Here is a 24,750-nt window from a genome sequence, read left to right as displayed (position 1 = left end):
TGAGAGTTCCCCTTTGTAAATCCAATTCAATTGATATCGTGTATTTGTTTAGTTTGTCATTACGATATTGCTCATTGCGATGTTGCTGTTGAACCGTCTTCCTCTCGAAAGCGCTGAATCAAATCATAGGTAATGACCGTGTCCGAGACGTGTAATCGCTTGGCTGCTTCATCATGACCGGGGCGGCAAGCATTGATATCTGTTTTGTCACGTGTGGACAGGTCATAACAAGCGCCATTCTCATAGATATAGTCATCCGATGGAATGTAGAATACAGAACCATCCGAGAATGCGCCATTACGCAGCACAACCGTACGTGCAGACCTGTCATATACGTCGTTACCCATATGATAATAGGACTGGTGGGACACGCCGAGCAGATGCAATACGGATGGCGTGATGTCCAGTTGCCCCGAAGGTTCGTCGATGGTTCCGGCAGCTGCTCCGTCCGGTAAATGCACGAGCAGGGGAACCTCGTTCATGATCTGTGCCATATCCAGTTCGTTCAGCGAACGTCCCAGGAACTGTTCGTATTGTGATTGTTCCTTGATCGAGTTGTCGTGGTCTCCGTAGAACATAAAGATGGTATTTTCCCATAATCCCCGATTTTTCAGATCCTCCACCATCTTGCCGAGCGCCGAATCCACGTAATGAACGGATTGCAGATAGTTACCGAACATGCTCCCCTGGAACTCGCCTACATCCAGTTGCTGTTTCTCTTTAGGCAGGGCGTATGGGTGGTGACTGCTGAGTGTAATGAGGAAGGAATAGAACGGTTCGGTCACCTCACTACCCATTTTCTCAATGGATTGGCGGAAAAAGGATTCGTCAGACAGGGACCAGCCAAGCGGGTCATCCTGTGCAAAATCATTTTTACTATAAAACTTGTCGTACTTCATGTTCTGATACATCGTATACCGATTCCAGAATCCACTCTCATAAGCGTGAAATACATTGGTGCTATAACCGTTATCCTTCAGAATGGAAGGAAGGGAATCATACGTATGGTCTGCATATCGTACAAAGGCTGATCCAACCGGAAGTGGATGTAGGGAAATGTTTGCTCCAAAATCGGCATCAGACGTTCTGCCCTGACCGGTCTGGTGGTAAAAGTGACTATAATACTGACTTTCTTTCATCAGTTCATTAAAATGGGGTGTGATCTCCTGACCGCCAATGCTCTGGCCGATCATGAAGTTCATAAAAGCCTCACCCTGAACAATGATGACATTGCTGTCTTTATATTTGCCAAACAAGGCATCATTCTGTGGGGCAGTTTCTTGCCTTTCAGCGAAGAACGCTTTTGCTTGCTCAACATCAGCGGGATCAGCCTGCGGCCCGGAGCCGATGTGGTCTTTGGCATAGTTGTACAGATCATAACCGTGAAAAGCGAGCAGTCCGGTCACATTATACATGGATACATTCCACCAGTTGTTATCGAACAGGCCTTTGGCCCATGTTTTGCTGTAAAAATAAATCGGGCCGACAGCGAGGCCAAGTCCCAGCACAAGGGCGATGCTGCCAGCCGTGAGACGGCGGCGCAACCGTGCCTTGCCATCGTTATACGAATAACTCCCGTAACCAGTAACAGATGTACTGGAGTGCTTCGAACGGTAACGTCTACTGAACATTACGATAGCTGCGAACGGAATGACGACAAGCCAATCGGCAAAGAACCAGAGATCACTTGTGTAAATCAATGTAGCGATGCTGTCACCCAATGCGTCAACTTGTCTCGCCTGCAACAATACCGGAATGGTCAAGAAATCCTGGAAATAGCGATAATACACCATATCGGCGTAGATTAGTGCGGTAAGCAGCAGGTTAAGGTTCGCGAGAGACACGATCATGCCTCTACGTGGCAGCAACCAGGTCCAGAAGGACAAGAGTAGTAAAGATCCAATGGCAATGACTTTATCCAGCAGTCCCATCGTAATGTTATAAGCGTGAAGATTGTGATGGAGCCACATGAGTTTGAGCAGCATGAGCACAAGAAAAATAAGATATAACGTTAATGGATGATTTAGAAGCCCGCGTGGCATGGAGCTGCGCGTTGGCCGAGTGACAACCATATGTATGTCCCCCTTGCTTTTGTTGTTTTGTTATCGGAATGTAAAATAGGGCTCCATCCATTATAGCGTGGCCTCATGTGTTTTCAACTATGCCTCAGGGAGAATTGATTTCTGCAGAAGCGAAGGCCGAAGTTGGTGAATTCATATGACCAGAAAAGCGCACGAAAAAAAACGCCCCGGCCATGAATGGCAGGAGCACTTTAGATTCGAAATAATTATGAAGATTGTGGTGCTTTATTTCGTGGGGGCAGTGGGCCCAAATACTGATAGTATTGGGTTTCAATTCGTCCGTTGAACAACTTGCGACGTTTGTCTGCCTTATGACCGAAATACTCCTCGAAAGCTTTGGTCGACGTGATTGCAAAAAAGGACCATGTTGGCATGTCGAGGTAACTGCGCCCTAATGAGCGGAGCAACTTCTGAACTTCTTTTTCTTCACTCAAACGTTCACCATATGGGGGATTGGTAATGATGACACCATATTCACCCTGTGGTCTTGCGCGATGCGCGGGCAGGACGCTGACTTCAATATCTTTGGCGAAGCCGGCACTCTTGATTGCAGCCTGAGCTACTTCAATCGCTTCAGGATCAATATCGCTGCCTGAAATTTGTAACGGGACATCGTCACGTACAGCATCGAATGCTTCTTCGCGCGCCTGTTCCCACAATTCTTCAGGAATAACAGCCCAGTCCTCTGAGTTGAAGGTCCGACGAAGTCCTGGTGCAATGTTCCAGCCGATCATAGCGGCTTCGATCAGCATTGTGCCTGATCCACAGCATGGGTCATAGAATGGACGGGATACATTCCAGCGACTGAGTTGAATAAGAGCGGCAGCAAGTGTTTCTTTGAGTGGCGCTTCGGTAACGAGTTTACGATAACCCCGTTTATGAAGACCTGGTCCCGTTGTATCTAAAGTAAGCAGGGCGCGATCGTTCAACAGAATGACCTCAATTACATAACGAGACCCATCCTCTGGGAACCATTCCGTGTCATAAGTCAGCTTCAGTTTCTCTACGATTGCTTTTTTCACGATTCCTTGTGATGCAGGCACACTGCTTAACTGGGATTTTTGAGAACGACCCTCTACAGGGAATTCGCCGTCGGCTGGAATCCACTCTTCCCAAGGCAGTGCTTTGGTGCCTTCAAACAATTCGTCGAAAGTCGTGGCAGGGAATTCACCCATTTTCACCAATACACGATCCGAACTTCTCAGCCACAGATTACAACGGCAAATATCAATATAATCTCCTGTAAAGAAAACCCGTCCATTGTCGATCGTAACATCTTCATACCCCAGTTGTTTCAGTTCCCGGGCAACAACAGCCTCGAGTCCCATCGCCGAGGTTGCAATCAATTGCAATTGAGCCATGTGATTCATTTCAACTCCATTTCAAGCTGGAGAAGGGAAATCCTTCTCTCTGCTGTATAGTAACGGTGCGGCCTTGCCGCTTTCCGTGAAAAAACTTACAATGAGAAATGCGGTGAACGTATGCATTCCTCTCTCAAGGTGATGCACTAGTCAACCGCCTGTGTTGATAACAAACATTTATTATAGAACATTGGCATCCATATGGAAAGCAGTCCAAGTGTCCAAGGAGGATTTTAGTGGTGAATCTGACCCCTGATGAATATGTAAATCAATTATTTCAAGAGGATGAGCTTTTGCTAAAAGTGAAAGAGGCTATCCGTTCGAACGGTATGCCGGAAGTTTCGGTTGCTGCGGCGTATGGACGACTGCTCACGTTTCTAGCCAAGACATCCAAAGCAGAAGCTGCGCTCGAAATCGGCGTGCTGGGCGGTTACAGTGGGATTTGCATCGCACGCGGTTTACGTGAGAGTGGAACCCTGACTTCGCTGGAACTAAAAGAGGAATATGCGGCAATGGCGCGTGGTCATCTGGAAGAAGGCGGTTTTGGTGAAAAGGTGGAGTACCGCATTGGCCCGGCGGCAGACAGCCTGAAGCAATTGGAGCAGGAAGGCCGCACATTCGATTTCTTCTTTATTGACGCAGATAAGGAGAATTATCCGGTATATCTTGACTATGCCATTAAGCTGGCCCGGCCAGGTGCTGTTATTGTAGGCGATAATTGTTTCCTGCGAGGTCGTACACTGAATCCGGACAAGCAGGGCCCGGCCGTGCTTGCTGTTCGTCGCTTCAATGAACAGATGGCAAGTGACCCGCGTCTGGTGACGACGATGTTGCCGGACTACGATGGGCTGGTACTTGCCTGGGTGAAGTGAAGAACCCCTAATGATAAAACTCTGACGGAACACGATCTCACCTTTTATGTTTGTGAGGGGGATCGTGATTCTGTGCGGAGTTTTCTAAAAACACACAAAGAAAGAGATGACTACATTTTGAATGACAGAAAATGTGTCGTCTCTTTCTTTGTGTTTACAGATATCGTTGTAGTAGTTCTTTTTTATACTTCAGGTGTTCCGTACGTTTCGAACCATTTTTTGATGGTGTCAAAATCATCACTGAAGGACAAGCCCAGCATCAATAATACACGAGCTTGTTGTGGACTGAGGTTGTCGCCTGCAATGATACCTTTGCCACCGCCGTATACACTTCCCGAACCCGTCCGAGTGGTGGTCACAAAGATGACACCTTCTTCAATGGCTTTGGTACGAGCTTGTCCCATAGCTCTGGAGATACCGCCAGCTCCGGTACCGGAAGTCACGATTCCTTTGGCACCGCTGCTCACAAATCCTTCAATGGCTCCGCCGCCAGCTTCTTGATATGAGATCGCAATTTCTACTTTGGCCAGATCTGCCTTTGTGATTTTACTTAGATCAAATACGGGCTTTGCTGTGCCTTCAGGTTTCAAGGCACGTGCAGGAGCACGGTAGATTCGAATGTTCTCTTCATCAATATATCCTACAGCGCCGAGCATCGGCGTTTCAAACGTATCTGTCCGATAATCATTTGTCTTGGTTACACCACGAGCAAGCTGGATTGTGTCATTCAACATGAGTACTGTGCCAAATGAAGTGGTACGACCACTACCTGCAAGCTTGATGGCGTTGTACAGATTGGCTTGAGCGTCAGAGCCGATGACGGTCCATGGACGCATGGAGCCTGTGATGACGACCGGTTTGTCACTCTGAACAGTCATATCGAGGAAATAAGCGATTTCTTCCATTGTATCTGTACCCGTGGTAACGACAACACTGTCGTACATTGCCAGAGCTTTGTCTACCGTCTGCGACAAGTCATAGAGGTCGGCCATGCTATAGGAACCTGAACCTGAGTTTCCGAATTGGAGCGTGCTAACATCAGCAATCTTCTGTTTATCCGGTAAGGCGTCTACCATCTCTCCAATCGGAAGTGTGCCTGCCTTGTAATTCTGGAAGCTGGTGGCATCCTCGGATTGTCCGGCAATCGTTCCGCCAGTTCCGATTACCAATACATTAGGTAGTGCAGATTGCTTGGAAGAGTCTGGTATTGCGGGGATGGAAGTATTGCGAGCTGGGGTAGTGGTTACTGTCTGAACAGCACCTGTTGTGCCTTTCACCTCTACCGTAGCTGCGTGCGCGGCGTAGGTTCCAATGGGGGACAACGAGATGGTTAATGCTGTTAAAGCTGCGGTACTCCATACGGCCCAGGGACGAAGATTGGATGTTTTACTCATGAATAGCACTCTCCTTCAAGTAAGTGTGATGTTAAGTTTGTTAAGAAGAATATGTATACCATTTCAAATTGATTGTATTTTATGTTAAGTAATATGACAAACATAGATAATGGTAGAGTAATCGGTTACATTCATAGATAATGAGAGTAAATTGATTATTTATGAGGAATTACGAAAGAATATTCATTCTGATAGAGATATATAAGAGTTGATTTTAGTTGTTTTGAAGAGCAATATGCCTTAATTGTGTTAGTTAATATTACATATTGAGTCTTTTGTCCTGATAAAATGAAGAATTTTAATAAAAGAATGTCGAATTGGGACTCATATCAGAAGTAGGTAACAGAATAAGAGGATGATAGTAACGCATATTAGGTAATGGGGATCAATTACGGTCTAAAGAGTGGTTTCGTTATAGAGTTATGTTTATAATAGGGTGATCAACATATGTAAATAAATATATAATATTGATTGGAGGAGAAACGATGAAACAGGCACCGAGAAAGTATGCAAATTACATTCCGATTCGGGAACTGGAGACTTTGGAAGAGAGGTTATCTCCCTTCAAGGTGTATGCAGAACTTCGTGATAACACTCCAGTCCGATATGATGAGCATCGAGAATGTTGGGATGTTTTCGGGTATGAAGATGTGAAGTACGTTCTGAAAAATCCCAAACTGTTCTCTTCTGCACGTGATCGTGCCAATACGAGCATGTTGACGACAGACCCTCCCAAACACAAACAGCTGCGTGATCTGGTGAATCAGGCGTTTACACCCAAGGCAATTGAAGCATTGGCTCCGCGTATTCAGGAGATCACAGATGAGTTAATTGCTCCACACCTGTCAGAAGGACATATGGAACTTATTGATGACGTTGCAACCCCATTGCCCGTCATTGTCATTGCGGAATTGATCGGAGTCCCTGCGGCGGATCGTCAAAAGTTCAAAGACTGGTCTGATGTATTGGTGAAAGGCGCACGTGACGATAGTGAGCAGGTCTTCCAGGAGTTATTGGAGGAGAAAAAAAGAAATATGCAGGAGTTGCATATCTATTTCACTGGCATTATGGAAGAACGTCGGTTGCAGCCAAAGGATGATCTGATCTCATTACTGCTTGCTGCGGAGATTGATGGTCAGAAATTGACTTCAGATGAAGTGGTAGGCTTCTGTATTCTCTTACTTGCTGCCGGTAATGAAACAACAACCAACTTAATTACCAATGCGGTTCGTATTCTGTCTGAACAACCCGAGCTACAACAGGAGTTGCGCGAACATCCTGAACGGATTACTTCTGCGATTGAAGAGACGCTGAGATATTATCCGCCAATTGTCGCGATAGGGCGGGTCGCCAAGGAAACTGTAGAGTTGAATGGTCAGACGATTCAAGCTGGAGAGCAGGTGATTTCCTGGGTTGGAGCAGCCAATCGGGACAGTGCCCAATTTGAAAACCCGGAAGATTTCATCTCTGATCGCAAGCCGAACAGGCATATGGGCTTTGGTTTTGGCATTCATTTTTGTCTGGGTGCACCACTCGCTCGATTGGAGGCAAGGGTAGTTCTTCATACATTGCTTCAGCACATGGGAAACATTCAACTTGTGCCGGGAACGGCTCTGGAACCGATACAAAGTGCTTTTGTATTTGGTGTGAAACATTATCCGATACAATTCAATCTAATAAATAAATGATGAATGGCGCATGAATGACAAAAGCCGCTCTCAGGCCAATTAGGCGCTGGAAGCGGCTTTTACAAATGAAAAAGTAAGATGGACTAATTAAGAAATGGATAGGGAATCAGGATTCCCGAATGGAAGCAGGTTTGTTATACAATTTGAATCGGACCCAAACCATATTAAGCAGCAGCAGTCCGCCAGATACGATAAACAGACCTTCGATCCCGATGAATCCTGCCATAAATCCTCCAATGATCGCTCCAAGCATGTTGCCCAGCGCCAGAGTACTCGTATTAAAACTGAATGCACGGCTGATCATGCTATCGGATGTATAGGAACGGATCAGGGCATTAACGCTCGGAAGCAGGCCACCCATGAACACACCCATCATGAAACGAACAAGAATGAGCTGCCACACGGTCTGAACAAATGCCTGCGGAATAAGCATGAGTCCTGTTCCTATGAGGGAGAACGTAAGTACCTTGTGAGGACCAATCCGGTCACTCAGCTTCCCGAGAATCGGAGACATAGCCATATTGGATAGTCCCGTAACTGCACCGACAAGTCCCGCCCAGAAGGCCACGTTTACATCCGAAGCATGCAATTTTTGCACATACAGCGGCAAGAGTGACATGGGGCTAATCATTGCAAACTGCAACAGAAAGGTCACAGCAAACAGTGCGGGCAGTTGAGGTGACTTGTTCAATTCCTTCAGACCGGACAATACGGATTGTGCCGGCAGTTTGGCTGCTTCTTGACGGTCAAACTTCTCTCTCACCAGGAACATGGCGAGCATGGAAGCAACAAAGATCAGTCCACCTGTAATATAGAAAATGGGGCGGAAGCCTACCGCATCCGCTAACAAGCCACCAATGAGCGGCCCCAGAATTGTGCCGGCAACCTGCCCGGACTGACTGATTCCCATGGCAAAACCCATGCGGTCTTTGGGAGTGGTACCCGATATCAGCGCAACAGCCGCTGGATTGAAACCGGAGATGGTACCGTTAAGCAAACGCAATAAGAGAAGCTGCCAAGGATTCTGTGCCAGACCCATAAGGGCAATTACGATGGCCATCCCGAATCCCGAACGCAGCAGCATTACTTTTCGGCCATACTTATCTGATAACTTGCCCCAGAGCGGTTGGAACAAAAATGAGGTGAGGAAATTGGCTGCAAAAATAAATCCCGCCCATATGCCAATTTCATGTTCGCCAACAACGCCCAGATCTCTTGCGAGATACAGAGACAAAAATGGGGTAATCATGGTCATGCCCGAATTGACCAAAAATTGTCCGAACCAAAGCACAATGAGGTTTACTTTCCATGTTTTCAAAGTGCTTTCACTTCCTTTCAAAGATATTTCTGTAATTCTCAAAAAAACACCATTCTTTCATTATAACATAATTGGCATATGAGGGATGGGTGTAAGGAATGTCATAGTATTGTCACGTAGAACGCATCTGCATGTGGTTGTTACGGCTGTTTAAAAAGGGCATAATGGTAATTATGAGTCCAAAAACTATTGGAGGCTTCTTACATGAGCTATAATGATCGACTGATTCGGGCAAGTTTCAAACAACAGGTAGACCGTGTCCCGGTGTGGTACATGCGTCAAGCTGGGCGTTACGATCCTGAATATCGCAAAATTAAAGAAAAGTACTCCTTGTTAGAAATCTGCAAACAACCCGAGCTGGCGGCTGAAGTTACACTCATGCCGGTACGCAAACTTGGTGTAGATGCGGCTATTTTGTATTCCGATATTATGAATCCGGTTGCCTCTCTGGGCATTGATTTTGACATTGTAAAAAATATTGGTCCAGTTATCGATAATCCTATTCGGTCCGCTGCAGATGTGGATCGGCTCCGTCCCATCGACGTAGAAGGAGATCTGTCACATATTCTGGAAACCATTCGAATTCTGGATAAGGAGCTTGACGTGCCTTTGATTACGTTTGCGGGCGCACCATTCACGATTGCAAGTTATCTGATTGAAGGCCGACCTTCGAAAGGTTATATCCGCACCAAAACGATGATGTACAGCGAGCCTGAGGTGTGGCATAAGCTGATGCAGAAGCTTGGTGATATGGTTATTACATATGTCCGTGCGCATATTGCAAATGGCGGTAAGGCATTCCAGTTGTTTGACAGCTGGGTTGGAGCACTTTCTCCCAAAGACTTCAGAACATATGTGTTGCCTACGATTACCCGTATCTTTACCGAATTATCGGATTTGAATGTACCGAAGATTTATTTCCCTGGTGTTGCATCCGGTGAGTTGTTGCCAGCACTGCATAATCTGCAAGCCGATGTGATTGGACTGGACTGGAGAGTATCCATTTCGGAAGGGCGTCAACGTCTTGGCGGCAAATTTGCAGTACAGGGTAACCTGGACCCATATGTGCTGACTGCGCCGATGGAACTGATCAAGGAGCAAGCCAAAGTGATTATTGACGAAGGAATCAAGGAGCCGGGTTATATTTTCAACCTGGGACACGGATTATTTCCTGAAGCATCGCTAGAGAAGCTCAGAGAACTAACGGCGTATATTCATGAATATTCTGCCGAAGCAATGAAGACTGGGGTGACGGTAACCAATGACTAATACTGTAGGTGTACTGGTGATGTCGTATGGCACACCCGAAAATATGGAGAGTGTTGAAGCGTATTACACACATATCCGCAGAGGACGTCCGCCTGAACCGGAGCAATTGAAGGAACTGACGGATCGTTATGAAGCGATTGTTGGCGGTGTTTTCCCCCTTCGGGAGAACACAGACAATCAGGTCAAGGCCCTTCAAGAGACATTAAACCGCGATGAGCGTGGCACTGATGTGGAATTCCGTTGTTATCAAGGACTGAAGCATGCCTATCCGTTTATTGAGGATGGCGTGGAGCAGATGGCCAAGGATGGAATTCAGACAGCGATTGGTATTGTACTGGCTCCTCATTTTTCCACGATGAGTGTAGGCAGTTATATCAAACGTGCGCGTGAAAAAGCAGAAGAGCTGGGCGTTCATATGTCCTTTATTGAGAGTTATCATCTGCATCCGAAGTTAATTCAGGCGTTGTCCACACGTGTCAGTGCCAAGTTGGATGCGTTCGAAGAAGCTGGAGCAAAACGCGGAGATGTGAAGGTGTTGTTTAGTGCGCACAGTCTGCCGGCACGTATTGTGGAGATGGGTGATCCATACCCGCAACAATTGCTGGAAACTTCGGAAGTGATTGCCTCACGTGTAGGAATAACCAATTGGCAATTTACGTGGCAGAGTGCCGGACGAACAGCTGAGCCTTGGCTCGGACCGGATATTCTGGATACGTTACAGGAGCTTTCTCGTGAACAGGTAGAGGATGTGCTTGTGGCACCAATCGGGTTTGTCTCGGATCATCTCGAAGTGCTCTATGATCTCGATATTGAGGCCAAATCGATTGCCAAAGAGATCGACATGCGCCTGATGCGTATTGATTCTCTCAATAGCGATCCTCTATACATGGAGACGTTAAGCGACGTTATTATAAGCCAATGGCAGCAAGGGTCGGATGAGTAATGGGTGATAAGAAACGCCGTGTTGTTGTTGTCGGCGGTGGCCTTACCGGCCTCAGCGCGGCATTTTATATCCGCAAGCATTACCGGGAAGCGGGCGTTGAACCCGTGATTACTTTGGTCGAGAAAAGCTCGTCCATGGGAGGCATGATTGAGACACTGCACCGGGATGGATTTGTGATTGAAAAAGGGCCGGATTCTTTCCTGGCTCGCAAAACAGCAATGATTGACCTCGCTAAAGAATTGGAGATCGATCATGAACTGGTCAGTCAGAATCCGGAGTCGAAGAAAACGTATATCATGCAGCGTGGCAAGCTTCATCCTATGCCAGCAGGACTTGTTCTCGGTATTCCGACAGAACTAAGACCATTCTTGAGAAGTGGTCTGGTCTCTCCGGCAGGCAAACTGCGGGCGTTGATGGATTTTGTCATCCCGCCGCGTCGTACAACAGAGGATGAATCGCTCGGTTATATGATTGAACGCCGTCTTGGAGCAGAAGTGCTGGAGAACTTGACGGAACCACTGCTCGCGGGAATCTATGCAGGTGATATGCGGCGATTGAGCCTCCAGGCTACCTTCCCGCAGTTCGGAGAAGTAGAGCGCGATTACGGCAGCTTGATCCGGGGCATGATGACGGGTCGCAAACCGGCTGAGACGCATACCGGAACAAAACGGAGCGCTTTTCTGAACTTTCGCCAGGGACTTCAGAGCCTTGTTCATGCACTCGTCCATGAGTTGCAGGATGTGGATCAACGTCTGAACACCGCGGTCAAATCGCTGCAACGACTTGGTGGAGCGGAGACCAGATACCATGTTGAGCTGGAGAATGGTGAACAGCTTGAGGCGGATGATGTAGTGGTTACTGTGCCGACATATGTCGCGTCGGAGCTGTTGAAGCCTCACGTCGATACAGCAGCTCTGGATGCGATTAACTATGTGTCTGTAGCCAATGTAGTGCTCGCTTTTGAGAAAAAAGAGGTGGAGCATGTATTCGACGGGTCGGGTTTCCTCGTTCCGCGGAAAGAGGGTCGGAATATTACGGCTTGCACGTGGACATCGACGAAATGGCTGCATACCAGCCCGGATGATAAAGTACTGCTCCGCTGTTATGTTGGTCGCTCCGGTGACGAACAGAACGTAGAGCTTCCGGATGAAGCGCTGACGAATCTAGTTCTCAAGGATCTGAGAGAGACGATGGGAATTGAAGCAGTGCCGATTTTCTCCGAGATTACAAGGCTTCGTAAATCCATGCCACAGTATCCGGTGGGACACCTCCAACATATTGCCGCCCTCCGTGAGGAGCTTGGCAGCAAATTACCGGGTGTATACATTGCAGGTGCAGGTTATGAGGGTGTAGGCTTGCCTGATTGCATCAGACAAGCGAAGGAAATGTCTGTTCAGGCTACACAAGAGCTTGCAGCAGATTAAGTACAGCAAGAGAGCTGTCTCAAACGTAGAATTATCTACTGGAGAGATGGCTTTTTTTATATGAAGATCTGGAAGCTAACCGAGTTAATACCCTTTCAATCGATACAGTTCCAAGGAATGATGGAAATCCAGAATATGCCTGATATAATGGTATGGCTGTGAAGAAGAAGAGGAGTTGCTTATGTATCCCCCAAGATCAGAGCGAAGTGTAAAGAAGAAAAAAGGCAAACGCACGCGCAATACAATCATCTGGACAGTTAATATTGTATTGATCATGGCAATTGGTCTGGTGGGCATTTTTTATGTCATTAATACACGTCAGCAACAGGCAGACCAGCCAGTGAAACAAGAAATAGTTGATCAGGATAAGCCTTCCATTGGAGACGATGCCAAAGGTGGGGATCAAGTAAGTTCTCCAGACTTGGAATCCGATGAGACTTCGGAAGAAGAACCCGAAGCTACGGATGAAGAGACAACAGCGGATGCAGATAAGACATCTGGAGTAGCGACACCTGACACTTCAGGCAATACCAATAGTGGGAAAGCAGAATCCGGAACGAAAAAACCTGCGGCAGATTCGACACCGTCCGGCACCAAGGGAAATGCAGGTGTGGATCAGGAATCAGGGACGTCGAAACCTTCCAATTCAGCGAAGGATGTCACGATTAACTTTGTGGGTGATATTCAATTTTCGGGCAAAGTTGCTGAGTTGCTGGATAAGAACGGTTATGACTATCCCTTTGCCAAACTCGGCAGATTATTCAAGGATGATGATCTTACCATCGGCAACTTGGAGACACCGATAACCCTGGGTGGAACTGGTGCAGTCGACAAAACCTATGTATACAAATCCTCGCCCAAAGCATTGGCGGCAATGGCCTCTGCGGGTTTTGATGCTGTCAACTTGGCTAACAATCATATTCTGGATCAGGGCGTAGAGGGCTTGGTGGATACGTTAACTTATCTTAAGGAATATGGCATAGCTCACACCGGGGCAGGTATGAACAGGGATGAGGCCTATGCACCAGCATATCTGGAACGCAAAGGTATGAAGATTGCATTGCTTGGATTCTCCCGAGTGGTACCGGAAACGAGTTGGAAGGCGGAAGGCAATCGGGCTGGCGTGGCTGAAGCCTATGATTCCACAGGAGCAGTAACAGCGATCCAGGAGGCCCGTAAGAAGGCTGATCTGGTGATCGTGGTTGCACATTGGGGAGAGGAACGTGTAAGTACCCCGAATAGTGACCAGACCCGATTGGCTCATGAGTTTGTAGATGCTGGCGCTGATCTGGTCATAGGTGGTCATCCTCATGTGTTGCAAGGGTTGGAGTACTATAAGGGGAAGTGGATTGCATACAGTACGGGAAATTTCATTTTCTCCAGATCCACAACCGAAGAGACGTGGAAAACGGCGGTATTTCAGGCTCGCTGTAGTCAAGATGCAGCTTGCAGCATGAAAGTTATCCCTTATGAGGCCGGGTTAGGTCAGGCCATTCCAATGATTGATGAGGCGAACAAACTGCTGTTGGAACAGATGGCAAAGCTCTCCCCGGGTATTCGATATGATGGGAATGGAGTCGCTTCACCTAATTAAAAACCTTTTTGAGGAGGGAATCGAATGAACAACCTTTGTGTAGCACACCGTGGATTTTCTTCTATTGCACCAGAGAATACGATGGCTGCATTCCTGATGGCCATGGAGCGGCCTGAAGTTCAGTGGATGGAGTTGGATGTGCAGTTGTCGCGTGATGGTGTGCCAGTGGTTATTCATGATTTTACAGTGGATCGCACGACGAATGGGAAGGGTCTGGTTCGGGAAACCAATTGGGCTGATCTGCAACGTCTGGATGCCGGAGCATGGAAAAACAAGTCTTACAAAGGCGAACGGATTCCGGCGCTAAGTGAATTGTTAGATCGCTCGTGTGGCAGAGTGCGTTTGAACATTGAATTGAAAACACAGGGAGACATGTACCCGGGTCTGCCTGCGGCTGTTATACATGAAGTGAGAAAAAGACATATGCAAAATGATGTTGTGATCACCTCATTTGAACCAGCCGCTCTGATCGAAGTGAAGAAACTTGCACCGGAGATCCAGACGGGGCTGATTATCGATGCACGACCAGGTGATCTGTTAACCGCCCTGCGGCAGATGAATTGTACATTCCTCTCGATTGGATACACCAATGTAGACAAATCCTTAATGAACGAGATGCGGAGTGCAGGCATTCGGGTGATGGCTTGGACAGTGGATGACAAGACCATTATGAAGAAACTGGCGGCAGTTGATCCAGAACTCATGTTATGTACGAACCGTCCTGACGTATGGGAGTTGGCATTTCAGGAGACGAGCAGCCGATTTTTCAGACCCTAACTTTCCTATATGCACTAATGAATCCGATAAAGGTGGTAATATACCCATGTTGACTAACATTCGCAATGTATACTGTGTAGGACGCAATTATAAACTTCATGCGGAAGAATTGGGTAACGCGGTTCCGGATGAGCCAATGATCTTTATGAAACCTTCCCATGCAGTCGTGCCCCTGAATGGTGAAACCCTTGAATTGCCTGCTACCAAGGGTGAAGTTCACTATGAAGCTGAGTTGGTCGTGCAAATCGGCCGGAGTTATGAGCCAGGTATGGCGGTAGATGAGCTGGCGGATGCGTATGCGTTTGGTATTGATTTTACGTTACGTGACGTACAGACCGTGATTAAGAAAAAGGGCCACCCGTGGACAGCGGCTAAAGGGTTCAGAAATTCCGCTCCGGTTACTGCATTTAAGGCATTTCCGGGTGCGGCAGCATTACTGGAGAAAGACTTTACATTGACCAAAAATGGTGAGGAAGTCCAGCGTGGTAACATTCGTAACATGATCTTCAGTTTACAGGATATTGTGGATTATGTAGGTCACCATTACGGCCTAGGGCCGGGCGATGTCATTTTTACAGGAACACCGGAAGGCGTTGGACCAACACAAGCAGGAGATGTGCTCGAACTGGCATGGGACGGCGAATCCTTGGGTGCCTGCACGATTGGGGCAGCGCAATAAGGATTACACATCATACCTGCTTGAGATGAATAGGTTACAAGAAAGGGGCGTGAATACGCTCCTTTTTGCTGTGTTATCGTGGATATATGTTTATACCTTCATCGTACGGATACGCTACTAATTTACGCCAAGCTGTATGCTGTATTTGCGCTCTGTGTGACCAACTCTTCCAGTTCGGCTTGTTGTGCAGCATGTTGCTCCGCACTGATACTTCCACTTGCGAGCCGTTCATCCAACTGCTCTCTGAGCTGTCTTATTTGTATAGCAATGACCTCATCCAAATTCCCGTTGTTTTCTTCCGTAATCGTCCTCAGTGATTTGCCGTTGTACAGCTCCTGATACAGATCCGCTTCTGAAGCCTGATTCAGAGCGCTGAGCAGCTCGTCGCTGTTTCCCTCACGAGTATCCAAGTCAACGATGGACCATTTAGCAGTAGGTATGGGAGAGATGGCGGATTGGCCCCAGGCTGTTCCAGCGAAGGACATGGTGACAATCATTGTGCCTATAATAATGACTCTTTTCATATTCATATGGATAATCCTCATTTCTGTAGTTGAGTACGAACTGAATCGTAACTTGTCGTTGATGTATTTGTAGGTGTTTTGATCTGAGAATAGTGTAAACGGGAAACCTGAAGTGAAACTTAAAACAGGATAAGTAATTTCAACCTAGCGGAGAATGGTTGCAAAAAGAAAAGATCACTAACATAATTCACACTTGACAGGTTGGGTTAGTTGGTTATATGATGATCTCAATTATTTTAATACTCATTAAATGAACAGTGAAATAATTTGAACTGAAAACTGCATTGAGCTGATTGGACCACCAAAGGCTCCCGGGACTACTCCTCTAAGGAATGTCCTCGGGGGCCTTTTTTTGTTCGCTGTTGAAGCTTCAAACGATCAAGGAGGTTATGAAATGAGTGATAGGGACTGGGAAGCGTTGGAGCGGACGGATTGGTTATTTCGCAAAATGGTCAGACGATTCGTCAAAGAGCGGGATCGTATCTCTGTAGAAGGTATCAGCCTGCCAGGCATGCTTATCCTGCACAAAATCATTCGTGAGGGAGAACAGCGGCTTGGAGATCTGGCAGAACAATTGGATTTTACATCGGGTGCCATTACAGCTCTGACCGATAAGTTGGAGAAAAAGGGACTCACCATCCGCAGACGAAAGGAAGATGACCGCCGGACGGTTTTGCTGGGACATCACATCCAGCGGGCGGGAGATGTATGCGAGAAACAGCAATATCGGTGCCCGATGTATCACGCTTCTGTTTGAGGGTTTTACGAGTGAGGAACTGGAGCAACAAAGTCGATTCTACGAGCGGGTAGTAGCGAATCTGGAGGGATTCTCGGACACGGTGCTGGAATTGGCGGAGAACAACGGGATACAAGAACATGATCGGTCCTCCACAAGTAACCTTGAGCAGAAGCAGCGGGACAATACCGGGAAGAGTAACTATCTCAGTTATTGAGGTTGAGGTTGGGTCACAGTAACGACATTTGATATACCACAAACATTCTAGGGGAGAGATGATCAATGGGACACTCAACAATATATCCAACTGGAGCGACGTTATACAATCCGGATAAGGCTTGGGGCGGTTATACCGTTTATCAGGCAGGTGAGGAAGGCGTAGTATTGATCGATATGAATGGTAAGGAGGTTCACCTGTGGAAAGGATTATTAGGTTTTCCGGCCAAAATATTACCTGGTGGCTACGTGCTGGGCAGCACGGGTCGGAGAGATCCGAAGTTCGGTATTCAGGATAATGTCGATCTGGTTCAGGTGGATTGGGACGGCAACATTGTATGGAAATACAATAACTACGAACACATCGAAGATCCGGGGTATGAGCCACTATGGTATGCCCGCCAGCATCATGATTATCAGCGTGAGGGAAATCCGGTAGGTTATTATGCACCTGGCCTTGCGCCAAAGACGAAGCGTGGTAAAACCCTTATTCTGGCACACAAAAATGTGAGTAACCCGCAAATTTCAGATAAGCCATTGCTTGATGATGTCATTATCGAAGTCGATTGGGAGGGGAAGGTACTTTGGGAGTGGCTACCTAACGAACACTTTGAAGAATTAGGTTTTGATGAAGCTGCTCGAAGTGTCCTGTTCCGTGACCCGAATACACGCTCTTTCGGTCATTTGGGTGGTGGTGTTGGTGACTGGTTACATATTAATTCTGCTTCTTATGTCGGACCCAACCGTTTCTATGAGGAAGGAGACGAACGGTTCCACCCCGACAATATTATCTGGGATGCCAGAGAGGCCAACATTATCGCCATTACAGACAGACAGAGCGGAAAGATCGTGTGGAGACTAGGACCAGACTATACTTCAACTGAAGTGAAACACATTGGCACAATTATCGGACAGCATCATGCACATATCATTCCCCAAGGTCTACCGGGTGAAGGGAATTTGCTCGTATTCGACAATGGCGGCTGGGCAGGTTACGGCCTTCCAAATCCGGCTTCTCCATTTGGATTGAAACATGCGATTCGGGATCACTCCCGTGTACTGGAGATTAACCCGGTCACCCTGGAGATTGTCTGGCAGTATACATCGGCAGAAGCAGGTTTCTCGGTTCCGACGGATTCTTATAAATTTTATAGCCCATACATCAGTTCCGCCCAGCGTTTACCTAACGGCAACACCCTGATAACCGAAGGTTCCAATGGCAGATTGTTCGAAGTCACAGCGGAGCATGAGCTGGTCTGGGAGTATGTCTCCCCGTACACGGATGGGCGGAATACCAATATGGTCTATCGCTCGTATCGAGTTCCTTATCAGTGGGTTCCGCAGTTGGAGAAGCCGCAGGAAGTTGCCATCGAAGCCATTGATGTCTCCACCTACAGGGTCCCGGGAGCAGCACCCAAAGGTTCTGCATCCATCGTGAGCGTAGAGACAACTCTTCCATTTGTGGAGGGTGCAGCCTGTGTGGCAACGTCGGATGAAGGCAAGTCAGGCGGTTAAGCTTCAAGAATCATGACTAGATCGAATGGGGTGTATATTGTGAGAAAACCATCCATAATTACCGGCGTATTGATATTATTCCTGGCTACGGCACTCCTATTATCCGGATGTAGTTCAAACGCAGCAGGATCTGGAGCAAAAGACGCTACCGGCAAGAATACCGATAATGTAAAAATTCGAATTGCAGATACAAGTACGAACCCAACGTTCAGGGTAGCCATTGCCAAAGGTTTTTTTGAAAACCGGGGCATAGATGCAGAGAGTATCACGTTTGGCTCACCGGCTGAAGGTGTAAATGCACTATTTATCAAACAGGTAGATATTGCGTACGGAGCGGACTTCCCTGTATTGAATGCTCTGGCTAAAGGGGAATATTCAGTCATCGCTTCTGCAGGCCAGACTACGGATGAAGCGGCAGCCGCCTGGAAGCTGTATGCAAGGGATGATATTCAGAGTGGAGCAGATTTGAAAGGCAAGAAAGTGAGTTTCATTCGAGGCACATTTATTCCATATCTATGGGATGAATATTTGAAAGATCAGGGGGTGGCGCTGAGTGATGTGACGCAAATTGGTCAGGGGGCTTTTGATGAAGCCTACATCGCACTGAAACAGGGAGACCTTGATGCCGCTTGGGTTATAGGTTCCGCGTTAACCGATAAATTCGATGCACTCGAAGGAGTCCATCAGCTGACGGATATGTCTCAGACCCCTATACGCCTTGGTATGGGATTGGTATCAAGTAATGAATTCATCCAGGCAAACCCTGAAAAGATAAGTGACTTCCTTGCGGCGCTGGATGAAGCATCCACGTATGCCCAAGCGCATCCTGAAGAGGTTGCCGATCTGATGTATCAAGAGACCAAACAGCCTAAAGATGCCACGTTGAAAGATCTTCCGATCAATCCATGGGAAGTTGGATTTACGCAGGCTGCTTATGATAGTTTGGCGGGTCAGAAGCAATATATGGTGGACACTGGAATCATCGAACAGGATTTTGATCTCGACACCAAACTCAATCTGACTTCTCTCCAGCAGGCTCTGCCGGAAAAAGTGACATATAGTAAATAATTCTTATTGAAATGGGAGGTGTCCGTTATGTCCTTACCTGCAACTCAGCATACCATTCATATTGAACAGCTTCGGAAAACGTATCATGCCCCGACCAATGTGGATGTGCATTATATCATTAAGGATGTCGATCTGGTTATCAAGGGAGGAGAGTTCTTTGTCCTGCTTGGTCCCAGCGGGTGCGGGAAGTCAACGCTGCTGAATATGATCGCGGGTTTCATCTCCAAGTCGGGTGGACAGCTCAAGGTAGACAACAAGGAGATCGACAGACCGGGCAGGGATCGGGCAATGGTATTCCAGCAGGCGGATTCTTCTCTCTTTCCATGGCTAACTGTGAGGGAAAATGTTGAATTCGGACTTCGAATGTCCAAGGTACCTAAGACACAACGACGTGAGATCTCTGATCGATACATCCAGCTTGTGGGACTGAGTGCTCATGAGGGGAAATTTCCAAAAGAACTATCGGGGGGCATGAAGCAGCGGGTTCAATTGGCCCGTGTACTTGCGAATGACTCAGCGATCTTGTTGATGGATGAGCCATTCGGTGCGCTGGACGCGATGACACGGCGGACGATGCAGAAGGAACTGGTGAATATCTGGAAAGAAACTCATAAGACCGTTATCTTTGTCACCCACGATATTCAGGAGGCGTTATTGCTTGGTGAGCGCATAGGCATTATGTCCGTAGGTCCGTCTTCGAATATAACGGATATTTACCACAACACGTTACCTTACCCTAGGAACATCGCCTCGTCTGAGTTCAACACCCTGTATGACCGAATTCAAGGCCACTTTGAAGAATAACCGAGGTGATATGTAAGATGAAATGGTTAGAGAAAAAATGGGTGTCTATCCCGCTTCTATGGGTAACGGTCATCTTAATCTGGCAGCTTGGTGCCCTTATCTATGGGCCCGACGTGATCCCTGGTCCGTGGGATACGATCCTGGGAGCACGCGAACTGATAGCTGACGGTACGCTGATGGAGTATATCGGAATCAGCTTCACTCGTGTACTGGCGGGCTGGGTACTCGGAAGCATCATTGCTATTCCGGTAGGGCTGATTATTGGCAAAGTTCATCTCATCCGGCTGTTCGCGGAACCGTTCCTTAACTTTATACGTTTTATCCCGCCGATCGCCTTTATTACCTTATTTCTGGTGTGGTTCGGAATTGGTGAGCAATCCAAGATCGCGCTCATTATGTATGCAACCTTCTTCATTGTTGTATTGAATACACTGACAGGTGTACTCTCCGTTGAAGAAGACAAAATCCGGTCGGCCCGCAGTATGGGAGCCAATGAACGGCAGATTCTGCTGCATGTGATTGTTCCGGCGACAACCCCGTATATCTTCACGGGTGTGCGACTGGCGATGGGAACCTCGTATATGGCCATAATCGGTGCTGAGATGATTGCCTCGAATGAGGGAGTGGGTTACTTAATCTGGAATTCCAGACTCTTTTTCCGAACAGATTGGATCTTTGTCGGACTGATTTCCCTGGGTTTTATGGGATTCCTGACGGATCGATTGTTCAACTGGTTTGGTCGCAGAGTACTCAACCGATATGGAGTCATTGGAGGAGCGAAGCGGGTCTGAAACAGAACCTAGAAACACCGAATTACAGACGTTACTTGAAAAGGGAAGTTATCTTGTTTTAACGTTTGATCAATAACCTGTTTTGGCACTTCTACACGAGGCCAAAACAGGTTTTTTGTGTGCTGGCGTAAGGAGTTTCGGCATTGGGATCAAACCGTGGTATAATTGAATTTCAAAAATACAATTAACGTCATGCGGGCTGTACATACGCTGCATGCAGGAGACATTATGGATTGGATTATTGGCGCCGTATGCGCTTCTATGGTGGCAGGTGCTGCCTATGCGAAAAAGTCGCTAACCCTGTCTGGCTGCCTGGCAGCCATCATGATGGGAACGATATATTACGGAGCGGGTAACCTGTTCTGGTTTGGCACGTTATTGTTGTTTTTCATTACTTCAACGTTGCTCTCCAGGTTTCGTAAAGATCGGAAGCAGGAGCTGGAGAAATCCTATGCCAAGTCAGGAAATCGGGATGCCGGGCAAGTGATGGCTAATGGTGGAATGGGCATGTTCCTATGTCTGGGATACTGGATATTTCCACATCCGGCATGGGTATATGCTTTCATTGGTGTAATGGCTACCGTTACATCGGATACATGGGCAACCGAAATTGGGAGTCTCAGTCGTAAGCCGCCGCGCTCTGTGCTCACGTGGAAGGTACTTACGCCAGGTGCTTCAGGTGGTGTTTCACTTCTTGGCACCGTGGCTGCAGCCGTAGGCGGGGCTCTGATTGGTGCGGGAGCATTCTTGTTTTCCTGGATCGCCGGGATCGAAGGGCTTGGTCTGCTTAGTTGGTCTTTTGTCGGTCTTGTAGGCGGGTTGGCAGGGGCTTTTGCCGATTCCTATCTGGGCGCAACGGTGCAGATGATGTATCGTTGTACTGTGTGTGGCCGTGAAGTTGAGGTACATGAACATTGTGGGCATCCAACGGTTCGGGCTCGTGGCTGGGCATGGATGAGTAACGACCTGGTGAACGTGCTTAGCTCAGTGATCGGCGGATGTGTGGCGATTGGTTTAGGTAACATTTTGGCGTTGTAGGAGGGAGTAACATTTGAACACTGTACAGGGAGACAAATCGGAAGCTATTTTGGATGCGGCCTATGGTATTTTTGGCTCGAAAGGTTTTTATGAGACAAAAATGTCTGATATTGCAGACGAAGCCGGCATCGCAAAAGGCACCATTTATTTATATTTCAAAAGCAAGGAACAATTATTTATCGCAGTATCCAAGCGGGACTGTAACAGCTTTATTAGCCGCCTGGAATATGCTTTGAACTCGCATGAGAACACAGGTGATAAACTTGGAGCAATAGCCAAGACTCACCTTACGTATTATTATGAGCGCCGCAATCATACCAAGCTCTTTTTTATGGCACCCAATAATGATCCGGACCTGATGAAATTCATGAAGGCATTCATGAATCAATACATGAGTATGGTTTGTGAGGTATTGGAAAGTGCAAGTGTACCTGAGCCTGTATTGCTTGCTGAAGCCTACATTGGAATCCTGGACCGGCTGAAGATGGATATTATGTTGAATCCGGAGTTTAATGAGGAACATCTGAACAAACGAATTGCTTTTGCAGCAGCATTGTTTCTGGATGGATGCCGTTCCTTTTTACAAGTTTAAAGTAAGTGCGCGGATGTACGTAATATTGAATTTTAATTTACAGAGAAGTGGGTACGAGCAATGAACATAATGACGGTAGAACAAATTGCAAAAAGTTATGGCGAGAAAATATTGTTCAAGGACGCTTCATTTGGCATGGCTGATCAGGACAAGATTGGTGTCGTTGGGGTAAATGGAACCGGAAAATCCACGTTTTTGCGTGTAATTTCTGGCATGGAACCTGCAGATTCGGGACAGATCTCGATCGGTAATGATGTGCGTATTCAGTTCCTGGCGCAAAATCCGGACTTCAATCCGGATAATACGGTACTGCAACAAGTATTCGAAGGTGACAGCATGGAAATGAAAACCGTGCGTGAATATACGGAAACGATGGAATTATTGGAGCTGAATTCGTTCGATCCAGCATTGCAAGAGCGGTTATTACGTTTGAATCAGCAAATGGAGCAGCTTCAGCTCTGGCAGATGGAGAGTGAAGCGAAGAGTATCTTGTCCAAACTGGGTATTCGTCAATTCGATGCACTGATGGGCACTTTGTCTGGTGGACAACGCAAAAGGGTAGCACTCGCTGCTGCGTTAATTCATCCTTGCGAACTACTCATTCTGGATGAGCCGACGAACCATATTGATAATGATTCGGTAGTATGGCTCGAGCAGTACTTGCAGAAGCGTCGCGGCGCACTGCTTATGATTACGCATGATCGGTATTTCCTGGATCGTGTGGCCAATGTCATGCTGGAATTGGATCATGGTCGTTTGTTCCGGTATGAAGCCAACTATACACGCTTTCTGGAACTGAAGGCAGAACGTGAAGAACGGGAAGCTTCTTCCGAACAGAAACGTAAGAACTTGCTTCGGACGGAGCTCGCATGGATTCGTCGCGGTGCCAAGGCACGGACAACAAAACAAAAAGCGAGAATTGATCGCTTCGAACAACTCAAAGACCAACAAGGAGTCCAGCGCTCGGGTTCATTGGAAGTATCGGTTGGATCCACTCGTCTGGGTAAAAAGATTTTGGAGATCGAGCATCTTTCCAAATCCGTCGGTGGTCGCAAACTGATTGAAGATCTGAGTTATATTGCCGTACCTGGAGATCGGGTCGGGATTGTTGGACCGAACGGTAGTGGTAAGTCCACGCTGTTACAGATGATATCTGGCAAGCTGGAACCCGATGCAGGTGTGGTTGATGTTGGTCCTACGGTCAATCTGGGCTATTTCACACAGGAACATCAGGAGATGGATGAATCCCTTCGTGTGATTGAGTACATCAAGGAAGTGGCCGAGAATGTGAAAACAGCCGATGGCTCTCTGATTACAGCATCCCAGATGCTGGAGCGGTTCCTGTTTACTCCGGCATCCCAGTGGACGCCAATCTCGCGTCTGTCTGGTGGAGAGAAGCGTCGCCTGTATCTGCTGCGTGTGCTGATGGCTGCGCCGAATGTATTGCTGCTGGATGAGCCGACGAATGATCTGGACATCCAGACACTCGCCGTACTGGAAGACTATCTGGATGATTTCCCTGGTGTTGTTTTTGTGGTATCCCATGATCGCTATTTCCTTGATCGTACTGTGGATAAAGTGCTGTCTTTTGAGGGCAACGGTGCTGTACGTGTACACGTCGGCGACTACAGTGAGTATGCGGAATGGATGCTGAAAAATGCACCCGGAGTTACTCAGGAAAGTGACACAGGAGTAGCGAAGGTGAAGCAGTCATCGGAGAAAACGACGCCTGCTGTGTCAGTGGCTAAACCGAAGTTGAAATTCAGCTTTAAGGAGCAACGTGAATACGACCAGATTGATGAAAATATTGAGAAGGCTGAAGCCAATCTTGTCCGGATTAACAAAGAGATGGAAGAGTCATTTAGTGATTCTGCCCGTCTGCAGGAGTTGATGGCGGAGCAGGTTGAGGCTGAGCGTCATCTGGACGAATTGATGGAACGCTGGACCGTTCTGAATGAACTTGCAGAGCAGATTGAACAGAGCAAGTCTTGATTTATAACTAAACATCGCCCTTTCTTCTATAGTGACTTTATGTCGCATTGGAGAAAAGGGCGATTTTTTTGTCT

The 24,750-nt window shown here is 47.3% G+C and carries 22 protein-coding genes; 17 read left to right on the top strand and 5 right to left on the bottom strand.

Annotation, left to right across the window (positions count from 1 at the left end):
- Window positions 1–71: 71 nt before the first annotated feature.
- Together QF049_RS13355 and QF049_RS13350 are read right to left on the bottom strand one after the other, a co-directional pair.
- Window positions 72–2,072, bottom strand: coding sequence for an LTA synthase family protein (locus QF049_RS13355; protein WP_307537994.1), 2,001 nt, complete (start codon window positions 2,070–2,072; stop codon window positions 72–74).
- A gap of 215 nt (window positions 2,073–2,287) precedes the next feature.
- The gene (locus QF049_RS13350) at window positions 2,288–3,442 is read right to left on the bottom strand and encodes a THUMP domain-containing class I SAM-dependent RNA methyltransferase (RefSeq protein WP_307543239.1); all 1,155 of its coding nucleotides are present in this window, start codon (window positions 3,440–3,442) and stop codon (window positions 2,288–2,290) included.
- Between the two features lie 239 nt (window positions 3,443–3,681).
- Between QF049_RS13350 and QF049_RS13345 the strand changes: the two genes are divergently transcribed.
- Window positions 3,682–4,314, top strand: a complete 633-nt coding sequence (locus tag QF049_RS13345; RefSeq protein ID WP_150364378.1) for an O-methyltransferase — start codon at window positions 3,682–3,684, stop codon at window positions 4,312–4,314.
- Window positions 4,315–4,496: 182 nt separating this feature from the next.
- Here the strand turns inward: QF049_RS13345 and QF049_RS13340 are convergent, their stop codons facing one another.
- Entirely contained in the window at window positions 4,497–5,708 is a 1,212-nt protein-coding gene (locus tag QF049_RS13340; protein WP_307537990.1) for an asparaginase, read from the bottom strand.
- Window positions 5,709–6,193: 485 nt separating this feature from the next.
- Here QF049_RS13340 and QF049_RS13335 point away from each other — a divergent pair, with 485 nt between their 5' ends.
- The gene (locus tag QF049_RS13335; RefSeq protein ID WP_307537988.1) at window positions 6,194–7,396 is read left to right on the top strand and encodes a cytochrome P450; all 1,203 of its coding nucleotides are present in this window, start codon (window positions 6,194–6,196) and stop codon (window positions 7,394–7,396) included.
- Between the two features lie 106 nt (window positions 7,397–7,502).
- Here QF049_RS13335 and QF049_RS13330 read toward each other — a convergent pair whose 3' ends face one another.
- A complete protein-coding gene (locus QF049_RS13330) occupies window positions 7,503–8,714 on the bottom strand; it encodes an MFS transporter (protein ID WP_036670103.1) in 1,212 nt (403 codons plus the stop codon).
- Between the two features lie 204 nt (window positions 8,715–8,918).
- Here QF049_RS13330 and hemE point away from each other — a divergent pair, with 204 nt between their 5' ends.
- From hemE to QF049_RS13300, 6 genes are all read left to right on the top strand, one after another.
- Window positions 8,919–9,983, top strand: coding sequence for a uroporphyrinogen decarboxylase (hemE, locus tag QF049_RS13325; RefSeq protein ID WP_133384225.1), 1,065 nt, complete (start codon window positions 8,919–8,921; stop codon window positions 9,981–9,983).
- A complete protein-coding gene (gene hemH / locus QF049_RS13320; protein ID WP_036609705.1) occupies window positions 9,976–10,926 on the top strand; it encodes a ferrochelatase in 951 nt (316 codons plus the stop codon). Before hemE ends, hemH begins: the two co-directional genes overlap by 8 nt.
- Window positions 10,926–12,350, top strand: coding sequence for a protoporphyrinogen oxidase (gene hemY, locus QF049_RS13315; protein ID WP_307537984.1), 1,425 nt, complete (start codon window positions 10,926–10,928; stop codon window positions 12,348–12,350). The genes hemH and hemY overlap by 1 nt, the downstream gene beginning before the upstream one ends.
- Before the next feature lie 181 nt (window positions 12,351–12,531).
- A complete protein-coding gene (locus tag QF049_RS13310; RefSeq protein WP_307537981.1) occupies window positions 12,532–13,944 on the top strand; it encodes a CapA family protein in 1,413 nt (470 codons plus the stop codon).
- A gap of 24 nt (window positions 13,945–13,968) precedes the next feature.
- Window positions 13,969–14,721: a glycerophosphodiester phosphodiesterase gene (locus QF049_RS13305; protein ID WP_307537978.1), complete on the top strand. Its 753-nt coding sequence runs from the start codon at window positions 13,969–13,971 to the stop codon at window positions 14,719–14,721.
- Window positions 14,722–14,767: 46 nt separating this feature from the next.
- Window positions 14,768–15,400: a fumarylacetoacetate hydrolase family protein gene (locus tag QF049_RS13300; RefSeq protein ID WP_124113929.1), complete on the top strand. Its 633-nt coding sequence runs from the start codon at window positions 14,768–14,770 to the stop codon at window positions 15,398–15,400.
- Window positions 15,401–15,522: 122 nt separating this feature from the next.
- On the opposite strand, the gene QF049_RS13295 is transcribed toward QF049_RS13300, so the two are convergent.
- Window positions 15,523–15,930: a hypothetical protein gene (locus tag QF049_RS13295; protein ID WP_307537973.1), complete on the bottom strand. Its 408-nt coding sequence runs from the start codon at window positions 15,928–15,930 to the stop codon at window positions 15,523–15,525.
- Between the two features lie 388 nt (window positions 15,931–16,318).
- Between QF049_RS13295 and QF049_RS31385 the strand changes: the two genes are divergently transcribed.
- The 9 genes from QF049_RS31385 to QF049_RS13255 all read left to right on the top strand — a co-directional run bounded on the left by QF049_RS31385 (window position 16,319) and on the right by QF049_RS13255 (window position 24,676).
- A complete protein-coding gene (locus QF049_RS31385) occupies window positions 16,319–16,681 on the top strand; it encodes a MarR family winged helix-turn-helix transcriptional regulator (RefSeq protein WP_373428243.1) in 363 nt (120 codons plus the stop codon).
- Window positions 16,629–16,877, top strand: coding sequence for a hypothetical protein (locus QF049_RS31380; protein ID WP_373428242.1), 249 nt, complete (start codon window positions 16,629–16,631; stop codon window positions 16,875–16,877). The genes QF049_RS31385 and QF049_RS31380 overlap by 53 nt, the downstream gene beginning before the upstream one ends.
- Window positions 16,878–16,942: 65 nt before the next feature.
- A complete protein-coding gene (locus QF049_RS13285; RefSeq protein WP_307537971.1) occupies window positions 16,943–18,391 on the top strand; it encodes an aryl-sulfate sulfotransferase in 1,449 nt (482 codons plus the stop codon).
- Between the two features lie 12 nt (window positions 18,392–18,403).
- Window positions 18,404–19,459, top strand: coding sequence for an ABC transporter substrate-binding protein (locus tag QF049_RS13280; protein WP_307537969.1), 1,056 nt, complete (start codon window positions 18,404–18,406; stop codon window positions 19,457–19,459).
- A gap of 27 nt (window positions 19,460–19,486) precedes the next feature.
- On the top strand, window positions 19,487–20,263 hold the full coding sequence (locus QF049_RS13275; RefSeq protein ID WP_307537967.1) for an ABC transporter ATP-binding protein: 777 nt from the start codon (window positions 19,487–19,489) through the stop codon (window positions 20,261–20,263).
- 17 nt (window positions 20,264–20,280) lie between these two features.
- Complete coding sequence (locus QF049_RS13270) at window positions 20,281–21,054, top strand: ABC transporter permease (protein ID WP_307537965.1); 774 nt, start codon at window positions 20,281–20,283, stop codon at window positions 21,052–21,054.
- A gap of 228 nt (window positions 21,055–21,282) precedes the next feature.
- Window positions 21,283–22,092 (top strand): DUF92 domain-containing protein, encoded by an 810-nt coding sequence (locus QF049_RS13265; protein ID WP_307543238.1) that lies wholly within the window; start codon window positions 21,283–21,285, stop codon window positions 22,090–22,092.
- Window positions 22,093–22,105: 13 nt separating this feature from the next.
- Window positions 22,106–22,684, top strand: coding sequence for a TetR/AcrR family transcriptional regulator (locus QF049_RS13260; protein WP_124113935.1), 579 nt, complete (start codon window positions 22,106–22,108; stop codon window positions 22,682–22,684).
- 60 nt (window positions 22,685–22,744) lie between these two features.
- Window positions 22,745–24,676: an ABC-F family ATP-binding cassette domain-containing protein gene (locus QF049_RS13255; protein WP_307537963.1), complete on the top strand. Its 1,932-nt coding sequence runs from the start codon at window positions 22,745–22,747 to the stop codon at window positions 24,674–24,676.
- Window positions 24,677–24,750 lie beyond the last annotated feature (74 nt).

The sequence above is a fragment of the Paenibacillus sp. W4I10 genome, assembly GCF_030816325.1.
Classification (GTDB): domain Bacteria; phylum Bacillota; class Bacilli; order Paenibacillales; family Paenibacillaceae; genus Paenibacillus; species Paenibacillus amylolyticus_B.
The sequence above is the reverse complement of the archived record's forward strand: the minus strand, read 5'-3'. Positions and strand labels throughout refer to the sequence as shown.

What these genes read in the sequence shown, in the direction of transcription:
- QF049_RS13355 (WP_307537994.1), bottom strand. Translation starts at nt 2,072, where the DNA reads ATGGTTGTCACTCGGCCAACGCGCAGCTCCATGCCACGCGGGCTTCTA.
- QF049_RS13350 (WP_307543239.1), bottom strand. Translation starts at nt 3,442, where the DNA reads ATGGCTCAATTGCAATTGATTGCAACCTCGGCGATGGGACTCGAGGCT.
- QF049_RS13340 (WP_307537990.1), bottom strand. Translation starts at nt 5,708, where the DNA reads ATGAGTAAAACATCCAATCTTCGTCCCTGGGCCGTATGGAGTACCGCA.
- QF049_RS13335 (WP_307537988.1), top strand. Translation starts at nt 6,194, where the DNA reads ATGAAACAGGCACCGAGAAAGTATGCAAATTACATTCCGATTCGGGAA.
- hemE (WP_133384225.1), top strand. Translation starts at nt 8,919, where the DNA reads ATGAGCTATAATGATCGACTGATTCGGGCAAGTTTCAAACAACAGGTA.
- hemH (WP_036609705.1), top strand. Translation starts at nt 9,976, where the DNA reads ATGACTAATACTGTAGGTGTACTGGTGATGTCGTATGGCACACCCGAA.
- hemY (WP_307537984.1), top strand. Translation starts at nt 10,926, where the DNA reads ATGGGTGATAAGAAACGCCGTGTTGTTGTTGTCGGCGGTGGCCTTACC.
- QF049_RS13310 (WP_307537981.1), top strand. Translation starts at nt 12,532, where the DNA reads ATGTATCCCCCAAGATCAGAGCGAAGTGTAAAGAAGAAAAAAGGCAAA.
- QF049_RS13305 (WP_307537978.1), top strand. Translation starts at nt 13,969, where the DNA reads ATGAACAACCTTTGTGTAGCACACCGTGGATTTTCTTCTATTGCACCA.
- QF049_RS13300 (WP_124113929.1), top strand. Translation starts at nt 14,768, where the DNA reads ATGTTGACTAACATTCGCAATGTATACTGTGTAGGACGCAATTATAAA.
- QF049_RS13295 (WP_307537973.1), bottom strand. Translation starts at nt 15,930, where the DNA reads ATGAATATGAAAAGAGTCATTATTATAGGCACAATGATTGTCACCATG.
- QF049_RS31385 (WP_373428243.1), top strand. Translation starts at nt 16,319, where the DNA reads ATGAGTGATAGGGACTGGGAAGCGTTGGAGCGGACGGATTGGTTATTT.
- QF049_RS31380 (WP_373428242.1), top strand. Translation starts at nt 16,629, where the DNA reads ATGTATGCGAGAAACAGCAATATCGGTGCCCGATGTATCACGCTTCTG.
- QF049_RS13285 (WP_307537971.1), top strand. Translation starts at nt 16,943, where the DNA reads ATGGGACACTCAACAATATATCCAACTGGAGCGACGTTATACAATCCG.
- QF049_RS13280 (WP_307537969.1), top strand. Translation starts at nt 18,404, where the DNA reads ATGACTAGATCGAATGGGGTGTATATTGTGAGAAAACCATCCATAATT.
- QF049_RS13275 (WP_307537967.1), top strand. Translation starts at nt 19,487, where the DNA reads ATGTCCTTACCTGCAACTCAGCATACCATTCATATTGAACAGCTTCGG.
- QF049_RS13270 (WP_307537965.1), top strand. Translation starts at nt 20,281, where the DNA reads ATGAAATGGTTAGAGAAAAAATGGGTGTCTATCCCGCTTCTATGGGTA.
- QF049_RS13265 (WP_307543238.1), top strand. Translation starts at nt 21,283, where the DNA reads ATGGATTGGATTATTGGCGCCGTATGCGCTTCTATGGTGGCAGGTGCT.
- QF049_RS13255 (WP_307537963.1), top strand. Translation starts at nt 22,745, where the DNA reads ATGAACATAATGACGGTAGAACAAATTGCAAAAAGTTATGGCGAGAAA.